Origin of the sequence: Prosthecobacter sp. (assembly GCF_044227185.1) — a bacterium.
In the GTDB taxonomy this organism is placed as follows: domain Bacteria; phylum Verrucomicrobiota; class Verrucomicrobiia; order Verrucomicrobiales; family Verrucomicrobiaceae; genus Prosthecobacter.
The window spans coordinates 90,185-108,576 of record NZ_JBGAFO010000003.1 but is presented as its reverse complement, the minus strand read 5'-3'; the positions used below and the strand labels follow the sequence as shown (position 1 = coordinate 108,576).

19 protein-coding genes are annotated in these 18,392 nt (G+C 63.9%); 11 read left to right on the top strand and 8 right to left on the bottom strand.

Annotation, left to right across the window (positions count from 1 at the left end; translation table 11 throughout):
• Positions 1 to 3: 3 nt before the first annotated feature.
• Positions 4 to 1,089 (bottom strand): chorismate synthase, encoded by a 1,086-nt coding sequence (gene aroC, locus ACILSQ_RS08150; protein ID WP_395743104.1) that lies wholly within the window; start codon positions 1,087 to 1,089, stop codon positions 4 to 6.
• A gap of 74 nt (positions 1,090 to 1,163) precedes the next feature.
• Here aroC and ACILSQ_RS08145 point away from each other — a divergent pair, with 74 nt between their 5' ends.
• Entirely contained in the window at positions 1,164 to 1,922 is a 759-nt protein-coding gene (locus ACILSQ_RS08145; protein ID WP_395743103.1) for a phosphodiester glycosidase family protein, read from the top strand.
• 6 nt (positions 1,923 to 1,928) lie between these two features.
• On the opposite strand, the gene ACILSQ_RS08140 is transcribed toward ACILSQ_RS08145, so the two are convergent.
• Entirely contained in the window at positions 1,929 to 3,482 is a 1,554-nt protein-coding gene (locus ACILSQ_RS08140) for an NAD(P)/FAD-dependent oxidoreductase (protein WP_395743102.1), read from the bottom strand.
• A 146-nt stretch (positions 3,483 to 3,628) separates the two neighbouring features.
• Here ACILSQ_RS08140 and ACILSQ_RS08135 point away from each other — a divergent pair, with 146 nt between their 5' ends.
• A complete protein-coding gene (locus ACILSQ_RS08135) occupies positions 3,629 to 4,507 on the top strand; it encodes a hypothetical protein (protein ID WP_395743101.1) in 879 nt (292 codons plus the stop codon).
• The gene (locus ACILSQ_RS08130) at positions 4,504 to 5,319 is read left to right on the top strand and encodes a polysaccharide deacetylase family protein (protein WP_395743100.1); all 816 of its coding nucleotides are present in this window, start codon (positions 4,504 to 4,506) and stop codon (positions 5,317 to 5,319) included. Before ACILSQ_RS08135 ends, ACILSQ_RS08130 begins: the two co-directional genes overlap by 4 nt.
• Here ACILSQ_RS08130 and ACILSQ_RS08125 read toward each other — a convergent pair.
• The 3 genes from ACILSQ_RS08125 to ACILSQ_RS08115 all read right to left on the bottom strand — a co-directional run bounded on the left by ACILSQ_RS08125 (position 5,295) and on the right by ACILSQ_RS08115 (position 8,167).
• Entirely contained in the window at positions 5,295 to 6,104 is an 810-nt protein-coding gene (locus ACILSQ_RS08125; protein WP_395743099.1) for a hypothetical protein, read from the bottom strand. The two genes, ACILSQ_RS08130 and ACILSQ_RS08125, sit on opposite strands and share 25 nt — an antisense overlap.
• A gap of 129 nt (positions 6,105 to 6,233) precedes the next feature.
• Positions 6,234 to 6,908, bottom strand: coding sequence for a class I SAM-dependent methyltransferase (locus ACILSQ_RS08120; protein WP_395743098.1), 675 nt, complete (start codon positions 6,906 to 6,908; stop codon positions 6,234 to 6,236).
• The gene (locus tag ACILSQ_RS08115; protein WP_395743097.1) at positions 6,905 to 8,167 is read right to left on the bottom strand and encodes an AMP-binding protein; all 1,263 of its coding nucleotides are present in this window, start codon (positions 8,165 to 8,167) and stop codon (positions 6,905 to 6,907) included. Before ACILSQ_RS08115 ends, ACILSQ_RS08120 begins: the two co-directional genes overlap by 4 nt.
• A 36-nt stretch (positions 8,168 to 8,203) precedes the next feature.
• Between ACILSQ_RS08115 and ACILSQ_RS08110 the strand changes: the two genes are divergently transcribed.
• Both ACILSQ_RS08110 and ACILSQ_RS08105 read left to right on the top strand, forming a co-directional pair.
• The gene (locus tag ACILSQ_RS08110) at positions 8,204 to 9,427 is read left to right on the top strand and encodes a beta-ketoacyl-[acyl-carrier-protein] synthase family protein (protein WP_395743096.1); all 1,224 of its coding nucleotides are present in this window, start codon (positions 8,204 to 8,206) and stop codon (positions 9,425 to 9,427) included.
• A complete protein-coding gene (locus tag ACILSQ_RS08105) occupies positions 9,424 to 10,449 on the top strand; it encodes a hypothetical protein (RefSeq protein ID WP_395743095.1) in 1,026 nt (341 codons plus the stop codon). Before ACILSQ_RS08110 ends, ACILSQ_RS08105 begins: the two co-directional genes overlap by 4 nt.
• Position 10,450: 1 nt before the next feature.
• Here ACILSQ_RS08105 and ACILSQ_RS08100 read toward each other — a convergent pair whose 3' ends face one another.
• Positions 10,451 to 11,095: a DUF4412 domain-containing protein gene (locus ACILSQ_RS08100; RefSeq protein ID WP_395743094.1), complete on the bottom strand. Its 645-nt coding sequence runs from the start codon at positions 11,093 to 11,095 to the stop codon at positions 10,451 to 10,453.
• Between the two features lie 101 nt (positions 11,096 to 11,196).
• On the opposite strand from ACILSQ_RS08100, the gene ACILSQ_RS08095 reads away from it, so the two are divergent.
• From ACILSQ_RS08095 to ACILSQ_RS08085, 3 genes are read left to right on the top strand one after another with little or no spacing between them, the layout of a single operon-like run.
• On the top strand, positions 11,197 to 12,495 hold the full coding sequence (locus tag ACILSQ_RS08095; protein WP_395743093.1) for an ABC transporter permease: 1,299 nt from the start codon (positions 11,197 to 11,199) through the stop codon (positions 12,493 to 12,495).
• 13 nt (positions 12,496 to 12,508) lie between these two features.
• On the top strand, positions 12,509 to 13,303 hold the full coding sequence (locus ACILSQ_RS08090; protein ID WP_395743092.1) for a rhomboid family intramembrane serine protease: 795 nt from the start codon (positions 12,509 to 12,511) through the stop codon (positions 13,301 to 13,303).
• A 2-nt stretch (positions 13,304 to 13,305) separates the two neighbouring features.
• Positions 13,306 to 14,127, top strand: a complete 822-nt coding sequence (locus ACILSQ_RS08085) for a phosphodiester glycosidase family protein (protein ID WP_395743091.1) — start codon at positions 13,306 to 13,308, stop codon at positions 14,125 to 14,127.
• Between the two features lie 15 nt (positions 14,128 to 14,142).
• On the opposite strand, the gene ACILSQ_RS08080 is transcribed toward ACILSQ_RS08085, so the two are convergent.
• The gene (locus tag ACILSQ_RS08080; RefSeq protein WP_395743090.1) at positions 14,143 to 14,772 is read right to left on the bottom strand and encodes a cyclase family protein; all 630 of its coding nucleotides are present in this window, start codon (positions 14,770 to 14,772) and stop codon (positions 14,143 to 14,145) included.
• Between the two features lie 68 nt (positions 14,773 to 14,840).
• On the opposite strand from ACILSQ_RS08080, the gene ACILSQ_RS08075 reads away from it, so the two are divergent.
• The 3 genes from ACILSQ_RS08075 to ACILSQ_RS08065 all read left to right on the top strand — a co-directional run bounded on the left by ACILSQ_RS08075 (position 14,841) and on the right by ACILSQ_RS08065 (position 16,798).
• Entirely contained in the window at positions 14,841 to 16,187 is a 1,347-nt protein-coding gene (locus ACILSQ_RS08075; protein ID WP_395743089.1) for a Gfo/Idh/MocA family protein, read from the top strand.
• A gap of 157 nt (positions 16,188 to 16,344) precedes the next feature.
• Positions 16,345 to 16,620 (top strand): transposase, encoded by a 276-nt coding sequence (locus ACILSQ_RS08070; RefSeq protein ID WP_395743088.1) that lies wholly within the window; start codon positions 16,345 to 16,347, stop codon positions 16,618 to 16,620.
• Positions 16,621 to 16,654: 34 nt separating this feature from the next.
• Complete coding sequence (locus tag ACILSQ_RS08065; RefSeq protein ID WP_395743087.1) at positions 16,655 to 16,798, top strand: hypothetical protein; 144 nt, start codon at positions 16,655 to 16,657, stop codon at positions 16,796 to 16,798.
• Positions 16,799 to 16,948: 150 nt separating this feature from the next.
• Here the strand turns inward: ACILSQ_RS08065 and ACILSQ_RS08060 are convergent, their stop codons facing one another.
• On the bottom strand, positions 16,949 to 18,379 hold the full coding sequence (locus tag ACILSQ_RS08060; protein ID WP_395743086.1) for a DUF1501 domain-containing protein: 1,431 nt from the start codon (positions 18,377 to 18,379) through the stop codon (positions 16,949 to 16,951).
• Positions 18,380 to 18,392: the final 13 nt, after the last annotated feature.

The window sequence follows — 18,392 nt, the reverse complement described above, 5'->3', positions numbered from 1 at the left end:
ACCTCAGCCCCTCATGGCGCGCTGGCGCAGAAAATGATCTGCCAGCACCAGATGCACCATGGCCTCCACCATGGGCACGGCACGGGGCAGCACGCAGGGGTCATGGCGGCCGCGCGCAGAGAGCGTGGTGTCCTCGCCGGTGTTGGTCACCGTCTTCTGCTCCCGCAGCACGGTGGCGGTGGGCTTGAAGGCCACGCGAAAGACGATCTCCTCGCCGTTGCTGATGCCGCCCTGGATGCCACCGCTGCGGTTCGTGCGCGTGCGCACTTTGCCGTCTTCCATGTAAAACTCGTCGTTGTGCTGCAGGCCGGTCATGGTGGTGCCGGCAAAGCCGCTGCCAATTTCAAAGCCCTTCGTCGCGGGCAGGCTCATCATCGCCTTCGCCAGGTCGGCCTCCAGCTTGTCAAACACCGGCTCGCCCAGCCCGGATGGCACGCCACGCACCACGCACTCGATCACGCCGCCCACGCTGTTGCCTTCGCTGCGGATGTTCTCGATGAGCTCGATCATCTTCTCCGCAGCCACGGGGTCGCAGGTGCGGACGATGTTGGATTCAATCAGCGCGGAGGTCAGCTCCGCCGCCGCGGGCACCTTCGCCTCGATGTTCTGCACCGTCTTTACGTAGGCCAGGCATTCGTAGCCGCTGAGCGAATGCTGCAGGACTTTGCGCGCGATGGCACCTGCCGCCACACGCCCAATCGTCTCACGCGCGCTGGAGCGTCCGCCACCGGACACGGCGCGGATGCCGTACTTCGCATCATACGTGTAATCCGCATGGCTTGGGCGGTAGGCCTGCTGCATCTCGGTGTAAGCCGAAGGGCGCTGGTCCGTGTTGCGCACCAGGATGCCGATGGGAGTACCGAGCGTGAGGCCGTCCAGCACGCCGGAGAGGATCTCCGCCTTGTCGTCCTCTTTGCGCGGCGTGACGATCTTGCTCTGGCCGGGACGGCGGCGGTCCAGCTCCGCCTGGATGTCCTCCACCGTGAGCGGGATGCGCGGCGGGCAGCCGTCGATGACGACACCGACGCCGATGCCGTGGGATTCACCCCAGGTGCTGATGTGGAAAAGAGTGCCGAGACTGCTGGACATGGGCGGTCAACATGCGGCAAGACGAGGCAGGTTCAAGATGGTTGTGCGCCACCGCCAACTTGCTATCCTTTCACATGTCGCTTTTCCGCCTGTCTCTGCTCCTGGGCTGCCTCCTTCTCGCCGCCTCTCTGCATGGCGCGGAAACCATGGAATACGAGGGCGGGCGCTACCACCTCTACCGCGTGGACAAGGCGGACTGGCCGCGCCTGCAGCTCGCCTGGCTGGGGGACAACGGCAGGCCGCTGCTGGATTTCAACGGCCTGAGCCGGCAGCTCGCCGCCCATGGGCAGCGCATCGTCTTTGCCACGAACGCCGGCATCTACCAGCACGGCCCGGAGCCCTGCGGCCTGACCATCTGCGCGGGGAAGGAACTCGTGCCGCTGAATCTTGGCGCGGGCGAGGGCAATTTCTTCCTCAAGCCCAACGGCGTCTTTTACCTGGATGACAAAACCGGTCCCGGCGTGATGGAGGCGGCTGAATATTCCAGAAGCGGTCTCAAGCCACGCCTGGCGACGCAATCCGGCCCGCTGCTCCTGCGCCAGGGCGTCATGCACCCCGCTTTCCGTGAGAACTCACCCAACAAGCGCCTGCGCAATGCCGTGGGCGTGCGCAAAAAGGACGGGCAGATCCTCTTCGTGATGAGCGACCGGGACGACCGAGTGAAAGGCCGCGTGACCTTCCACCAGCTCTCACGCTTCTTCCTCCACCTTGGCTGCGAAGACGCGCTCTACCTCGATGGAGACATCTCCACCCTGCTCGTCGATCCCAAGCCGGGCGCGCAGTTCATCTCCAACACCTTTGCCGGGATGTTTTTTGTGGCGGAGCCCAAGTAGGCCGCCTCAGGCCTCCACCGGTTTTTCCTTCATCATCGGCTCCGGGGCTGTGGCCGGAGTGGGGGCCAGCCAGGTGCTGATCTCCGTCTTGATCCACATTTTGATCCCCGCCCACAGGAGCCTGGCGGCGGTGGTGTCTGGAGAGAGACTCATGTGGGGCATCCATACATGACCGTGGTTGCAGCGGCCGTAGATGCCCTTGCGCCGGCGCACCTCCGCCAGGCGCACAAAGCGGCGGTTGTAGAAAGCCATGAACCGGCCAAAAAAAGCGCCCGCCGCCCCCTCATATGGCATGAGCTTCCACTCCGACTCCGGACTCACATACACCCCCCGCACGGGACCGAGGAAGTAGGAGGAGAGGTCGAGCAAAAACGTGGCATTGATCAGCTCCGCATCGCCCATGTAGGAATATTTGTCCTTGTACAAGGCTTCGAACCACAGCCTCCAGGCCCGCGGGTAGGCGTTGTTCAGGTAGTCCGTGATCTCCTGGGTGTTTTCTCCCATCAGATTCCTTTTCACCAGGTCGGCCGCGGCAGAAACGGTGTAGCCCGCGAAGTCCAGCCCGTGGCTGTACAAAGGGTCCATGAACCCGGCGGCATCCCCCACCATGACCCAGCGGTTCCCCGCGATGCGCTCCGAGCGGTAAGCGAGGTTCTTGTAGTAGAAGGTGTCGTCCGCATCCGGCACCGCGTTTTCAAACATGAGCCTGCCGATGGGATGCGTCATCAGATGCGCCTGCAGGCGGGCCAGCAGGGACGGCCCCTCCGGCAGCGTGAAAAAACGCCGGTCCCACGTGACGCCGGCACTGTAGCTGCCGTCTGACAGCGGGATGATCCAGCACCACCAGCCATGGCCCATCAGGTGGTTCGTCGCCGTCGTGCGGAGCTGATACACGTTCTCCATCAGCTTCGGGTGCATCTTGCGGCTCTTGAAACTGTCCAGCCCGTTCACATTGCGGAAGCGGCACCAGATGGAGGAGGTGGGGTGCTCGCTCTCCATGCCGCGGTGGCACCCCAGCTTTTTCGCCAGCACGGCCGCCTTGCCGGAGGCATCGATCAGCCAGCGCGTGGTCACCGTGCGCATCTGGCCCTCCTGCGGCATGATTTCCAGCGTGTGCGGGGCTTCATCCTCGGAGAGGGTGATCGTCTTGATGGTGGCCGGGCGCATCAGTTCACAGCCGAAGTCACAGGCCTCCTTCAGCAGGTGTTCGTCCAGGATGGCGCGATCAAGCTGGAAGGTGGGCAGCCGCGACTGGTAGCGCGGGCCGATCTCGGTCAGGTCCGCCACATCGTCATGCGGAGTCTTGCAAAACCACATGCGCAGACCATGCTTCTGGTAATGAAACGCACTAAGATGGCTCCCCTGGTGCAGGACTCGGGTGAGGAAGCAGCCCGCCACTTCGGAAGTACTTTCCCCCACCTTGCGGTCAAACTGCACGGTGCGCTCCACGATGAGGATGCGCAGCTCCGGATGCTCCCGTTTGAGCAGCATCCCCGCCGCCGCGCCGGAAAATGCGCCGCCCATGATGACCACATCATAATCCGTGCTAAAAGAGGCCATGCATGCAAGTGGTGAAAAAGTCAGTTGTCGGAGGCGGTGTGACAGTCGAAACAGAACGTCTCACCCCTTCCGTGATACGCCTTTAAATAATGCCGCCCGCTGATTCTGCAACCCACGAGCCAAATGCGCACACCCCTCCCCCGCGCATGGGCCTGCATGACGCGGTCTGGACACGAGTGATCCTCTTTTTCATGCGCTGGCTGCCCGCGCCCGTCTTCACCGTGATGGCCTATCCGCTGGCGGCTCTGGTGTATGTCCTGGCCGCGGAGCCGCGTGAGGCGGTGCGCGCCAATCTCAGCGCCCTGATTCCTGGTCGGGGCGCCAGCTCGTGGGCGGGCTACCAGGTCTTCCTGCAGTTCGCCTTCACCTATCTGGACAGGTTGTGGCACCTGCATTTCCAGCGCGAGATCGACTGGGAGATCAACGGCAAGGAAGGCTTTGACGTGCTGCAAAAGCACGAGGGCGGCGCGCTCATCTTCACCGTCCACTCGGGGAACTATGACATCGGCGCCGGCCTCTTTGCGCGCAAATTCAGCCGTCCCATCCACACCGTCCGCGCGCCGGAGGCATCGGCCTCGCTGCAAGAGCTGCGCGGCGAAGAGCTGCGCGATGAAGAGCGCCGCGAGCCGAACCTGCACATTCATTACAACGAGCCCGGCGGCCATCTCGGCATGGAGCTGTGCCGGCTCCTCATGGCCGGCGAGGTGGTCTGCGTGCAGGGCGACCGCGTGATGGGAGACGTCACGCCCACCTATGTCGGCATCGACGGCGTCACCTACAAGATCCCGCGCGGCCCCCTGGTGCTGGCGGAAGTGACCAGCGTGCCCTGCTACCCGGTGTTTCTCAGCCGCCGCGGCCGCCTCGCCTACCGCATCGACATCGGCGAGCCCTTTTACATCGGCGGGCGCAAGGCCAGGGCCGCCGAGATCGGCGCCGCATGGCTGCCGGTCATGCACCGCTTTCTTTTGCAGCACTGGGACCAGTGGTTTGTGTTTGAAAGGCTCGTCACCCGCGACCCCGCATGAATGCCACCGTTCGTGCCCGCTGCCTGCGCCAGGCGTATCTCCGCTTCGCGCTGGCGCTGGCACCGCTGCCGGTGGTGGTCTGGCTGTTCTGCCACGGGCGGCTGCTGCCCGCCGTGCTGCTGTTTTGCACCGGGCTGACCCTCATCACTCTCGCCACGCTGGTGCCGCGCTGCGCCCTGTTTGGCCGCATGATCAAACGCCTGCAGCCCGCTGGAAACCAGGCGCTCCTCACCATCGATGACGGTCCGCACCCTGAGCACACGCCCGTCATTCTCGACCTGCTGGACCAGCACGGCATCAAGGCGCTGTTCTTCCTGATCGGCGATCGTGCCGCCCAGCATCCCCACCTCGTGCGCGAGATCATTTCCCGCGGCCACGAGATCGGCAACCACACACAAACTCACCCCGCCACCACCTTCTGGATGCTGCGCCCCGCGCGCATGTGGTGGGAGATCTCCACCTGTCAGGAGACGCTGGCCTCCCTCTGCCCCGGCCATGCCCCGCGTTTCTTCCGCCCGCCCGCGGGCCATCACAACATGTTCACCGCGCTGATCGCCCAGGCCCTGGGCCTGAAGATGATGATGTGGACAGCCCGCGGCTTTGACGGCGTGCAGACAGACCTGCCGGCCATCACCCGTCGCATCGCCCGGAGGTTGAAAGCAGGCGCTGTCGTGCTCATCCACGAAAACACCCCCGTCGCCATCCGCGTGGCCGAGGCCGTGACCTCCCTGCTGGCGGAAAGCGGCCTCCACTGCGGCACCCCTCCCGCCTCACTCGTCTTCGCCGGCTATTTGCCCGGCGCGAAAAACTGAAGCGCGCGCTTGGTCTTCGACTCACCGCTGGGCTCGCCCAGTTTCTGCGTTTTGGCCGTGCTGAAAAAATCTTTCACAAACGCGGCCAGCTCCTTTGCCGTCAGTTTCTTGCCCTTGGCGGAAACCTCCAGAATTTTTTCCTCAGCAGCGCCGTCTTTCGCCATGGACCAGTCTTCGACCGTCATCTTCTTCGTGATCGCGCCGGGAAACTTCACGTCCTTCCAAATGCGCGCGGCGATGGGACCGTAGCACTTCACGTCCTCCCACTTCAGGCCCTTCACTCTCTTTTCCACGAGCGCCCGCTGGGCTTCGTCGAGTGCGTCCCTGGCGCTGAGCGCACCCGTTTTCAAAGCAGCCGCCTGATCGTCGCTGAGGGGCTTTCCGCGGTCGATCGTGCGTGAGAGACGCGGCTGCACCTGGTCCACCCAGTCCTCCTCGACTTTCACATCATCGATCACGTCCGCCGCAGCCGCCTCCGCCGTCTTGTAGGTCAGCTTCACGATGGCATCTCCCGCGTTGTCCCCTTTCTTCCTCGCACGCAGGATGATGCCGGCCGCCTGCAGCTTCTGATCCGCTGTATCAAAAAAACACACCGTCTCCAGCTCAGGCTCCCCGCCGGCCGCCTCAAACTTCTCCCTCGCAGGACCCGCCAGCTCGCCGGGCACAATCAGCTTCACCTCCGCCTTGTGCAGCGGTTCAGCCGGCTCCGCTCCCAGCCGCGTCAGGCTCAGGAGGATGAGAGCGACCATTTTCACACGAAGATCAAAGCGGAATGGAAATGACATATGAGCGGGTGATTGAGGTTACGTTAAATCATTTTCAGCATTCTCAAGCCATATATACCTAAAATTTTAGCCGAGACATGCAATGTTCAGAACTGCGCTCCTCCGTGTCGAGCTTCTCGCAGGCCTGCCTTACGCTCGCTCAGCGACGATGAGGTGGTTGTTGAACGGCGTGCCACCCCACAGGGGCTGCACCCGCACCTTCAGACCTGCGCCGCCGAGCACGGTCTCAAACAATTCGCGCGTCGGATAGCACACCGGCGAGCCCTTCATCCAAAACGTCAGTTTCGCCAGCCAGTCTCCGGCCACGGTGATGCGAAAGCGGCGGGAATCATCCCGCAGGCAGGTGCGAATGATGAGCTTGCCCCCAGGCGACACGTGAGCCGCCACCGTGCTCAGCAGCGCCGTCTGCTCAGCCAGGGTGAAAAACTGCAGGATGTCCAGAATCACCGCGTGGCCGTTGCACTCGGGCAGCCCCTGGCGCGCATCTCCCGTCATGAAGCCCAGGCCGCCGTAGTCGCTGCGCGCCACCATGCTCTGCGCGCAGGCGATCTTCTTCGGATCATAGTCAAACCCTACGATGGGTGCTGCATAGCCCGATTCCCTCAGGTAAAACGCCAGCAGACCGATGCCGCAGCCGATGTCCAGCACCGGCAGGGTGGAGCCCGCCAGCTCCTGCGTCACCGCTGCATACACGGGGTCGGAGCGCAGCTTCATGATGGTGTAGCAGCGCTCCCAGCGCCTGGAGCGCAGGGTGCAAAGGCAGGCGATGCGCCACAGGGATTTGGATGGGAGGGGTGCTGTCATGGCCGGCCGATCCATTTGCGGGGCACCTCCCACGGCGCGAGCAGCGAGCAGGCCCTGATCTTGAAAGCGGGGTCGATCTCCGCCTGCGGCAGGTCCAGTTCCGCCACGATGTCCTGGCAGCGTTCCGGGTCACGGCTCCGCGCACCGTGAATGCGGACTCCGTCCAGCCGGGACGCACGCCGGATCTTCTCCGCAATCTCCGCGGGGCTCAGCTTGCGTCCCGCCACATTGATCCCGGCGCCCACGCTCTGCTCAAAGCACAGGCGCTCCCCATGCGGCTCGATCTGGTCGCAGGTGGTGAAAACTCCCGCGCCGTATCGTTCTCCCGGCAGCGGTTCATCATAGCCCAGGCCCACGGAGCTGCTCGCCACCACCAGGCGGCCCGCGTCATCCCTGCGCGCCTGCACACCGGGCAGGAGGATGCCGAGATCCCGCCCGTCTTCGCGCGGCCCGGGCGTCTCGTCCCACGAGACCGCGCCGCATTCGCTAGCACCGTAGAGGTTGTGAATCTTGAGCCCGTGTTTCTCCAGCGCCATGCGCTCCAGCCCCAGCGTGAGCGGAGAGCCCGCGGAGATCGCCAGGCTGATGTTGTCAAAGCGCACATCGCCCATCAGCCAGGACTTCCACAGGGCGGGCACACCCGGCAGAAACACCCGCGGGTGGTGCTTCATCGCATCCATCAGCGGCTGCGCAAAGGGCTGCGGCGCATGGCAGGTCGGCACGCCATTAAACAACGTCTGCAGCACCGTCATCGTCAGACCAAAGGAGTGCGCGCAGGAGATCGCCGCCACTCCCACCCCGCGGTCGCCCAGGTCCAGCGCCGCGTGGAGGCGGTCCACATCGGCGGCGATTTGATCAAAGGTGAAAAACTGGCAGCGCCGCACGCCGGAGCCGCCCACGGCCTGCTTGATCAGCGCCGTGCCGGCGGGCGGCGGGCAGGCGGGGATGCGGCGCGCGCGGTCCTTTTCCACCATTTGCACCGGCACCCCGTGCAAAAAACCCGCCAGCAGCAGGCGCAGGATCTGCGGCACATCCCCCTGCGCCAGCACGTGATCACCGCCCGGCTTCAGGGCACGCGCCTCGGCGTCCAGCTCCCGGAACGTGATGGCACGTCCGTCAGCCAGATACAGGGCGGCCTGCGCGCCGCGCTCAGCCACAATACGATCCCAGCGTTCACCAAACATTTGCAGTCCTTGTGGCGAAGCGTAAACCATGTGCAGCGCCGTGCCGTAGAATGAACACTTGCGTTGGCAGTTCAACCTTCCGCACCACGAATCTCATCCACACTTCACCTAGTGACTTTTCCCCCAGGCCAGAACATCACCATCACCGGAGCGGGGATCATCTCCCCTCTGGGCATGGGCTGGCAGGCGAACGAACGATCCATGGCGGCGGACCGCACCGCCTTCCGGCCGGTGGATCTGTTCGACACGCGTGAACTCATCGCCAAAACCGCCGGCGTGGTGAACCTCCCTGCGGAAAATCTCTTCCACCGCATCTCCGCCCACAAGCAGCCCTACATCGACCGCGGCACCCGCATGCTCCTGCTGGCGGTGCGCGAGGCCCTGGCGCAGGCGGGCCGGGAGAACATGGAGGGCATCGATGCCATGGTCATCGGCACCTCCGCCGGGGCCATGCCTCTGGGAGAAGCCTATTTTGAGCATGCCCAGCACGATGCAGGCCGCGTGCCCTCCCAGCTTTCCCGTGCGGAGCACTACCAGCCGCAGCGCCAGATGAGCAGCATCGCCGCCGAGTATGACTGGCACGGTCCGATCATCATCGTTTCCAATGCCTGCGCCTCCGGGGCCAATGCCATCGGCTGGGCTGCGGACATGATCCGCTCCGGCCGGGCCAGGCGCGTGCTCGCAGGCGGCTACGATGCGCTGGCACGGCTGGTGTTTGCCGGGTTCGACAGCCTCCACGCTCTGGCGCCCAGCGGCATCCCGCGTCCCTTTGATGCGCAGCGCGACGGCCTCGCTCTGGGCGAGGGCGCCGCCGTCATGCTGCTGGAAGCCGAGGACGCACGCCAAAGCCCCGCGCTGGGAGAAATCAGCGGCTATGCCACCGCCACCGACCTGCATCACCTCACACAGCCCGATCCCGAGGGCAAGGCCGCCATCCGCACCATGACCGCCGCCTGCACCCAGGCGGGTGTTTCGCCGGCGCAGATCGGCTACATCAATTCCCACGGTACCGGCACGCCCTTCAATGATGTGGCGGAGGCCGCCGCCATCGCCGCATGGGCGGGAGAGGCCGTGGGCCGCATTCCTGTCAGCTCCACCAAGTCCGCCATGGGCCACCTGCTCGGCGGCGCGGGCGCGGTGGAGGCCGTGATCTGCCTCATGGCTCTGCAGGGACAATGGCTGCCCGCAAGCCTGAACGTGCGCGAGGTGGACCCTGCCGTGCGCTTTGACCTGGTGCGCCAGTTCCGCCGTGCGCCGCTGGACTATGCGCTGACGAATTCCTTCGGCTTCGGCGGCACCAATGCCACCCTGGTCCTGCAAAGGAGGTCCGCATGAAAATGGCCCCGGTCCGGATCCGTGGCGTCGGCGCGGTGAGCTCCGCCGGCTGGACCGCCGCAGCCATGCATGAGGCCGTGCTGACCGGCACGCCGCTGCCCGCCACCCCCTGCGCGCGGCCCGGCGATGTGCGCGCCTGGCCCTGCGACTCACGCTTTGCCCCCGCCACGCCGCCTGAAAAAATCGCGCGCCACCCGCGCCTGCGCCGCTCCAGCGCCATCACCCGCTACTCCGTGGCCGCGGCGCTGGAGGCCCTGGCAGACGGCGGGCACGATCCCGCGGCTCCGCCAGCCAGGCTCGGCATCCTCTTCGTCATGATGAACGGCTGCGTGAACTACACCGGCCGCTTTTACCATGAGGTGCTGCAAAACCCCGCCCAGGCCAGCCCGCTGATCTTTCCGGAGACCGTCTTCAACGCGCCCGCCTCCCACCTCGCCTCCTCCCTCGGCGTGGATGGCGCGGTGAGCACGCTGGTGGGCAGCCCCAACTCCGTTCTGGAAGCGCTCAACACCGCCGCGTTCTGGATCAGCAGCGGCGTTGTGGAAGAGTGCCTGCTCATCGCCGCGGAAGAGTGCGACTGGCTCAGTGCCGAGGCGCTCACCTATTATCATCCAAAGCTCATCGCCTCCGAGGGCGCCGGCGCCCTGCTGCTCTCCGCACAGGGAGACGGCCCGCGTGTCAGTGAGGTCATCGGTCCGCTGGCCTATCTCTCCTGGCAGGAGCGCTGCGAGCTGCTGCCGGAGCTCGCAGCCCAAACACTGGCACATGTCCGCGGCCCCGCCACGCTCATCAATGATCGCACCGGCATCGCCAGGCTCGACCAGGCCGAAGAAGCCGCCTGGACCGGCACGCCCTGGAGCGCCGTGCTCAGCCCCAAATATGTCCTGGGAGAGAGCATGGGCGCCGGCAGCGCCCTCCAGCTTGTGCTCGGCGCCATGGCCGTGCGCCGCACGCGGCAGCCCGTGGTCATCTCCATGCCTGGGGCCAATACCGCGGCCTATGCTTGTGTGCTGACACCGTAGGTCACTTCCCGGCGCCGGGCATCTTCATTTCGTTGTAGTCCGCCGGCGCCACGAACTCCTTGGCGTCCACCGTCTCCTCTTTGGCGGAGACCAGTTGTGAGCTCACGCTCTTGCTCATCATGCTCACCTCGGACTTCACCACCATGCCGTCAAAGTCTGAGGCCTGCGGCGAGAGGCCGGACACCGCGCCGCCCACCACCTTGCCGAGCTTGTCGCTGATGGCGCTGATCTCCTTGTGCTTCGGAAAGTCCTTCGCCACCCAGAAGCGGCCTTTGCCCATCGGCCCTTCCCAGGTGTAGATCTCCGTGTCCCAGTCGCCGACTTTCTCTTTCTGCCCGGTCGCCACCGGTTTGGCCACCGGCTGCCCGGCGGAGCTCTGCGCGGCTTTTTCCAGGATCGCTTTCATGGTGGCCAGGTCCATCTTCATCATCGCTTTCTGGGCGTGCATCAGCATCGTCATGCCTTCCGCGCCCACGATGACGGTCATCTTGTCCCCCATGTCCACCCGTGCCTGCTCCCCTTTGATTTTCGTGGTCACCAGATTTTCCTTTCCGGCGGTTTCAGTTCGTTGTACGAGAACCCAGTCGGCCCGGGCAAAGGTGGCGGCCAGCAGCAGGACGATGAGGGAGAAGATGTTCGTTTTCATAGCGTGCCCCACGCTACTCGAAGGCGAAGCCGGTGGTCAATCTCGAACGTCTCCGGCCTTGAACTGTGTTTTTCCGTCCCGCATGATCGTTCTCTCTCCGCATGAGCCGCCTACCCGCCTTCATCCGCCATCACCTCGCCGGCTCCGGCATGCTCTTCGCGCTGCTGCTGCTCTGTGTCTTTTTCAGCATCGCCACCTGGACGCAGCAGAATCCGCAGAACGCCGCCGCGGCCAAGGACGTGGCCGGCCAGATCCCGCCGCAGGCAAAAGTGCTCATCGTCGTGCGGCCTTCCGCCGCCGACAGCGACTTCGCCGCCGCCCTGCAGGCCGAGCTCGGCGCGCGCGCTGAGATTCTCAAAGGCGAGCCCAAGGACGCCCGCGCCGCGCTCGTCCATGCCGCAGCCTCCGGCGGTGTGGATGTCATCGCCTGCAACAGGGCCACCGCCTCCTGGCTCGTCTTCAGCGATCTGGCGCATGACTTCCCCGCGCTGAAAGACACCCGCGTGGTGCAGCCCCGCCCGCATGCATGGCCGGTCTTCCTCAAGAGCGACAACCTGCTCAACATCGCCAACCAGATCGCCGTCATCGCCATTCTCGCCATCGGCATGACGCTGGTCATCATCACCGCCGGCATTGACCTCAGCGTTGGCAGCCTCATCGCCCTCTCGGCGGTCGTCACCACGATGGTGGTGCGCGACTACGGCGGTGGCGTGAAGGCTGGAGCCGGCGCCATGTTTGCCGCCTCGCTTGCCGGCATCGCCCTGTGCGGCGCCTGCGGCCTCGTTTCAGGAGCCTTTATCACACGCCTGCGCATGCCGCCCTTCATCGTCACGCTGGCGATGATGCTGGTGGGCAGCGGCCTGGCCTACCGCCTGGCGGAAAATCAGTCCGTCTATCAGGTGCCGGATTCCTTCGTCTGGCTGGGGCGTGGTGCGGACTTTCTCGGCCTGCCAAACGCCGTGGTGCTCATGCTGCTGTTGTACCTCGCCGCGCACATCCTCATGACGCAGACGCGCCTGGGCAGAAATCTCTATGCCGTGGGCGGCAATGTGGAGGCCGCGCACATCTCCGGCGTTCCCGTGCAGCGCGTCATCCTCATCGCCTATCTGCTCAGCGGCCTGCTCGCCGGCCTCGGCGGGGTGGTCACCGCCTCCCTGCTGAAAAGCGGCTCCCCCACCTATGGCCAGATGTATGAGCTCTATGTCATCGCCGCCGTCGTGGTGGGCGGCACCAGCCTCAGCGGCGGCCGCGGCACCATGCCCGGCACCCTCATCGGCGCCTTCATCATCGCCGTCATCCAGAACGGCATGAACCTCACCAACGTCGAAAGCAACACGCAGAAAATCGTCCTCGGCCTCGTCATTCTGGGCGCTGTTCTCGTGGACCGCGTGCGTAAATAGAGAAGCAAAAATCATGTTCAACTCCTGGCTCCCCGAATCCAAAGATCACCTGCCGCTGACGTGGTGGAAGCAGCAGCCCGTTTATCTGGCCGCCATCATCGCCCTCGTCGGCGCCGCGAGCATGGTGGTGTATGCCATCCTCGGCACGGGCTTCCTGGAGGCCTATGCCGCCTTCAGCTTCAAGATCGCTTTCAGGGACTGGCACGTGTGGACTCTGCTCACCTACCCGCTGGTGAATTTCCCCAGCTTGTGGACGCTGGTCGGCTGTTTCCTGCTGTGGAACTTCGGTGAGGCGGTGGAGCGACATCTGGGACGCCGCGCCTTCATCCGCCTGCTGCTCACCCTGGTGCTTTCCTCCCCGGTCTTCCTGACCTTGCTGGGCATGCACAACAGCCTCTGCGCGGGCATTCAAAACATCCAGTTCGGAGTCTTCATCGCCTTCGCCACCCTCTATCCTCGCGCCCAGATCAGCGTCATCATCCTCGCTCTCGATGCCTGGCTGCTGGCGGCGATCCTGGTCGGTGTGGATGTACTGATGTTTCTGGCCGTGCGGAGCTGGGTTTCCATCGTCCTCCTGGCCGCCAACGTGGGCACCGCCTACGCCTTCATTCGTTTTGAAACCGGAGCCTTGAAACTTCCCTCCCTGCCCAAACGGACGCCGAAGACCAAGAAGCCCGCCCCAAAGAGCAGCACTCCCACCGTCGATGACATCCTCGACAAAATCAGCCACCAGGGCATGCAGAGCCTCACCGCTGAAGAACGCCGCATCCTGGACAAGGCGAGTGAGGAGATGAAGCGCAAACGCTGACCATGAGACACCGTTCTGCCGCCGCCACCGTGCTCGCGCTGGTCCTGCTCTCGCTGGCGGCCGCGCCGGTGAATGCGCAGTCCACAGCCAGCTGGCGCAGTCTCGTGCCCGGCATTGAGCTGGGGCTTTTCCCAGCGCCAGGCGGGCAGGGGCAGATGCAGGTCGTCCGGGTGAATGTGCGCACCCATCCGTTGCGCCTGTGCTCCGCCTCGGCCGTTCAGCCCTCGCTCACCGCGGAGGAATGGGCCGCCAGGCACAAGCTCTGCCTCGTCATCAATGCGGGCATGTATGACAAGGACGGCAGCACCCACTGCGGCTACATGAAAAATCACCCGGTGGTTCCGTCGCCCACATTTCGCGGCGACTACTCGTCCGTCTGTGTCTTCTCGCCGCTCGCCAAAGAAGCCGCCCCCTTCCGGCTGCTCGACACCGATGATGCCGCCATCGAGAGGGACATCCTCTCCCGCTACGCCGTCGTCATTCAAAACCTCCGCCTCATCAAGCACCCCGGCGAAAACCGCTGGAAGCAGCAGCCCAAAATGTGGAGCGAGGCGGCGCTGGGAGAAGACAAGGATGGCAACGCCCTCTTCATCTTCTGCCGCACCCCTTCCACGATGCATGATTTCAACGAGCACCTGCTGAAGCTGCCCATCCACCTCGTCAGCGCCCAGCATCTGGATGGCGGCTCGCCCGCTTCCTTTTACTTGAACTGCGGGGGCGTCGTCATTCGTGGCATGGGCAGCTACGAATCAGGCTTCAATGAAACGAACAGCAGCCAGAAATTCTGGCTGCTGCCACATGTGATCGGCGTCCAGGCCCCTTGAGAAAGCAGGCCGCCTTCACCGCAGCACCACCCGGCATGGCGCACCGTCCGCGCCCTCCAGTTTCAACGGCAGGCAGATCAGCTCGTAGTAGCCGGGTTTGATCTCCGCCAGATTGAGGCCTTCGATCACCCAGATGCCCGCGCCGAGCATGATCTGGTGTGTTTCCACACCGTCTTTGTTGAAGCCTCCGATGCTGAGGTAGTCCACGCCCACGGTCGCCACGCCCTGCTCCACCAGATACCGCGCGGCATCCGCGCGGATGGAGACGAAGTCCTTGTCGAACTCGTTCATCGCCCAGCTTCGCGTGGAGTTGCGCGTTTTGAAGAGCACCCGCTGGCGCGGCGCCAGCTTGAGCTGTTTCAGGTCGTCTGCAGTGATCTGATCCTCGCAGTCGAGCTCAAACACGCGGCAGCGGCCGATCACAGGCTCCAGCGGCATCTGCTCCATCGTCAGGCCATCGGCCACAAAGTGCCGCGGCGCATCCATATGCGTGCCTGTATGGGCGCTCATGGAGAGGTGCGTGAGATTGCACACCGCACCGTCTTCCATGCGGCTCACGCGTTTGATCTGGCACGCGGGGTCGCCGGGCCAGTGCACCATTCCGTCGCGCAAAGCCACGGAGACGTCTTTCCAAGGTCTTTTCATAGAAATCTAATACGCGGCTCAGCGAAGACTCTACGCAAGAGCTTGATTTTGTTTGCGTTTTGCTCGGCATGTCCCAGCCCAGCCTCCCACGCCGCCAGTTTGTCAAAACCGCCGCCTCAGCAGTCTTTGGCTTTCAATTCGTTCCGCGTCACGTCATCGGCGGTCCCGGATTTACGCCACCCAGTGAGAAGGTCAATCTCGGCTGCATCGGCATCGGCGGGCAGGGCGGTGGCGACATCAGGGATCTGGATGATTCAGGCCTCGCCAACATCGTGGCGCTCTGCGATGTGGATCTCGACCACTCCGCCGGCACCATCAAAAAGTACCCGAATGCCAGGCTCTACCGCGACTTCCGCGAGCTGATCGACAAACAGAAGGACATCGACGCCGTGCTGGTGGCCACACCAGACCATGTGCATGCACCCGCGAGCATCATGGCCATGCGCGCCGGACGCCATGTGTATGTGGAAAAGCCCCTGGCCCACACCATCGCCGAAGCACGCGCCATGCGTGATGTGGCTGCGGAAACCAAACGCGTGACGCAGATGGGCAATCAGGGCCACGCCAGCGAAGGCATCCGCCTCACCCTCGAATGGATCCAGGCCGGTGCCATCGGCAAAGTGACCGAGGTGCATGTGTGGTCAGACCGCCCCGGCAAATTCTGGGACACTCAGGGCAAGGCCTATCCCACCGACACACCGCCCGTGCCCAAGAACCTCGACTGGAATCTCTGGCTCGGCCCGGCCAAGGAGCGCCCCTATCATCCCGACTTCTGCCCGCGCAGGTGGCGTGGCTGGTGGGACTTTGGCTGCGGTGCTCTGGGAGACATGGCCGTGCACAACGCCGACCCCGCATTCTACGCCCTCGATCTCGACGCCCCCGACTGGGTGGAGGCCGAGACCGGTCCAAACAACAATCAGTCTTACCCCACCTGGAGCATCATCACCTACCACTTCCCTGCCAAAGGCGACCGCCCTGCTGTGAAGATGGTCTGGTATGACGGCGGCAAGCTGCCTCCGCGTCCGGAAGGTCTCGAAGAAACCCGCAACCTCGGCGACAACGGCATCTATTTCGTCGGCGACAAAGGCTGCATCCTCGCCGGCGGCTGGTCCGGCACACCGCGCATCGTGCCTGAGACGAAAATGCAGCAGTTTGTGATCCCCGCGAAGACCATCCCCCGCTGCCTCAGCGGTCACCGCAAAGAATTCCTGGAAGCCTGCAAAACCGGCAACCCTCAGGATGCGAAGAGCGGCTTCTGGTACTCCGCCCCCTTCACCGAATCCCTCCTCGTCGGCCTCCTCGCCGTCCGCTTCGGCAAACGCGTCGAATGGGATGCGAAAGCCCTCAAGTCCCCCAACACCCCGGAGGCGGATGCGATCATCCACAAGGCGTATCGGGCAGGGTATGGGATTTGATAAAACGACTCGTCCACCGCAACCGAGATACCCGGCTCTGGAGCGCCAACGGTGCGATCTATCGCAGCCCAGGGCAACGCCCTGGGTATCAGATGACCCGCCCATCTGGGAGCCCTGAAGGGGCGGCCTAACTCCTATCGCACGTTCATCTTCTACCATGCCGCAGTCCCTCGCCAACCTTAACATCCACCTCATCTTTTCCACGAAGGAACGCACTCCTTACCTCACCCCGGCGGTGCGCCCAGATCTCCACGCGTACATGGCAACGGTTCTGGCCAATCTCAATTCCCCGGCTGTGCTCATCAACTCGATGACCGACCATGTGCACATCCTTTTCAACATGGGCCGCACGATCACTTTGGCCCAGGTGGTGGAGGACGTAAAAAAGTCATCCTCCAAGTGGGATCAAGACGCAGGCGGTCGCACTGGCTGACTTCGCATGGCAGGCGGGATACGGAACGTTTTCCGTGAGCGAATCCAACGTACCAAAGGTGGCCGACTACATCCGCGATCAGGAGGAGCACCACCGCGTGAAAACGTTTCAGGAAGAATACCGGGGATTTCTCGACAAACACAAAGTGGTGTATGATGAACGGTACGTATGGGATTGAAGTGTGGCGAAGAGGATTCTGGAGGATCGTAGCGCCGCAGGAGTTAGGCCGCCCCTTCAGGGCTCCCATGGTTTAATCCGTCATGTGCTCACAAACCCAGGGCGTTGCCCTGGGCTGCGATAGGTCGCGCCTTTGGCGCTTCAGAACGGCCTACCCCAGCAGCTTCGACACCAGCTCCCCATGCACATTGGTCAGGCGCATGTCCAGTCCCTGGAACTTCACCGCCAGCTTGGTGTGCTCAAAGCCGAGCAGATGCAGCAGCGTGGCGTGGAGATCATGCACATGCACGGGATCCTCCGTGACATTGAAGCCAAATTCATCGCTCTGCCCCAGCGTGATGCCCGGCTTCATGCCGCCGCCGGCGAACCACATGCTGAAGCAGTTCGGGTGATGGTCGCGCCCGTCGCTGCCGCCCTGCACCATCGGCGTGCGGCCGAATTCACCGCCCCAGATGACAAGCGTGTCCTCCAGCAGTCCGCGCTGCTTCAAATCCTGCACCAGCGCGGCGCAAGGCTGGTCGGTCAGGCCGCATTGATCCTTTAGGCCCTTCACCAGGCCGCCGTGATGGTCCCAAGCCTCATGGAAGAGCTGCACAAAACGAACACCGCTTTCAATCAGGCGGCGGGCGAGCAGGCAGTTGTTGGCAAAGGAGGCCTCGCCCGGCTTCGCCCCATACATGTCAAGGATGTGCTTCGGCTCCTTCGAAATGTCCATCAGCTCCGGCGCGGTCTGCTGCATGCGGTAGGCCAGTTCAAAGCTGTTGATGCGGCTGGCGATCTCCGGATCTCCCACCACGCCCAGGCGCTCCTCGTTGAGCTGCTTCAGCACATCCAGCGTGTCACGCTGCGTGGCATCGCTGACACCTTCCGGGTTGCTCAGGTAGAGCACCGGCTCGCCGCTGCTGCGGAAGGGCACGCCCTGATACACGGTGGGCAGGAAGCCGCAGCCAAAATTGCTCATGCCGCCGCTTGGCCCTTTCTGCCCGCTCTGCATCACCACATAGCCCGGCAGATCCTGGTTCTCCGTGCCAAGACCGTACAGCGTCCACGCCCCAAAGCTCGGCCGCCCGAAAATCTGCGAGCCTGTGCTCATCAGGATCTGGCCCGGGGCGTGATTGAACGCATCCGTCTTCATGGAGCGCACAATCGTCAGGTCATCCGCCATCTTCGCCGTGTGCGGCAGCAGCTCGCTCAGCTCCGCGCCGCTCTGACCATGCCGCGCAAACTTGAATTTCGGCCCCAGCAGCTTGCTGTTGGGATTGATAAACGCGGCGCGGTAGCCCTTGAGCAGATCCGCCGGCGGCAGCTTGCCATCCCACTTCGCCAGCTCCGGCTTGTTATCAAACAGCTCCAGATGACTCGGCGCACCGCCCATGAACAGATAAATCACGCGCTTCGCCTTCGCGGGATAATGCGCCCGCTTCTGCGCCAGCGGACTCACCGGCGCCGGTGCCGCGCCGGCCGTGCGCGCCACCAGATCCGCCGCCGCAATGCTCGCCAGCCCCACACCACAGTCTTTGAAAAACCAACGGCGGGTCAAGTAGCGGCCGTATTCGGCCTGAAGTTCGTGGCGGAGGGTCATGCGTGGCAGGATG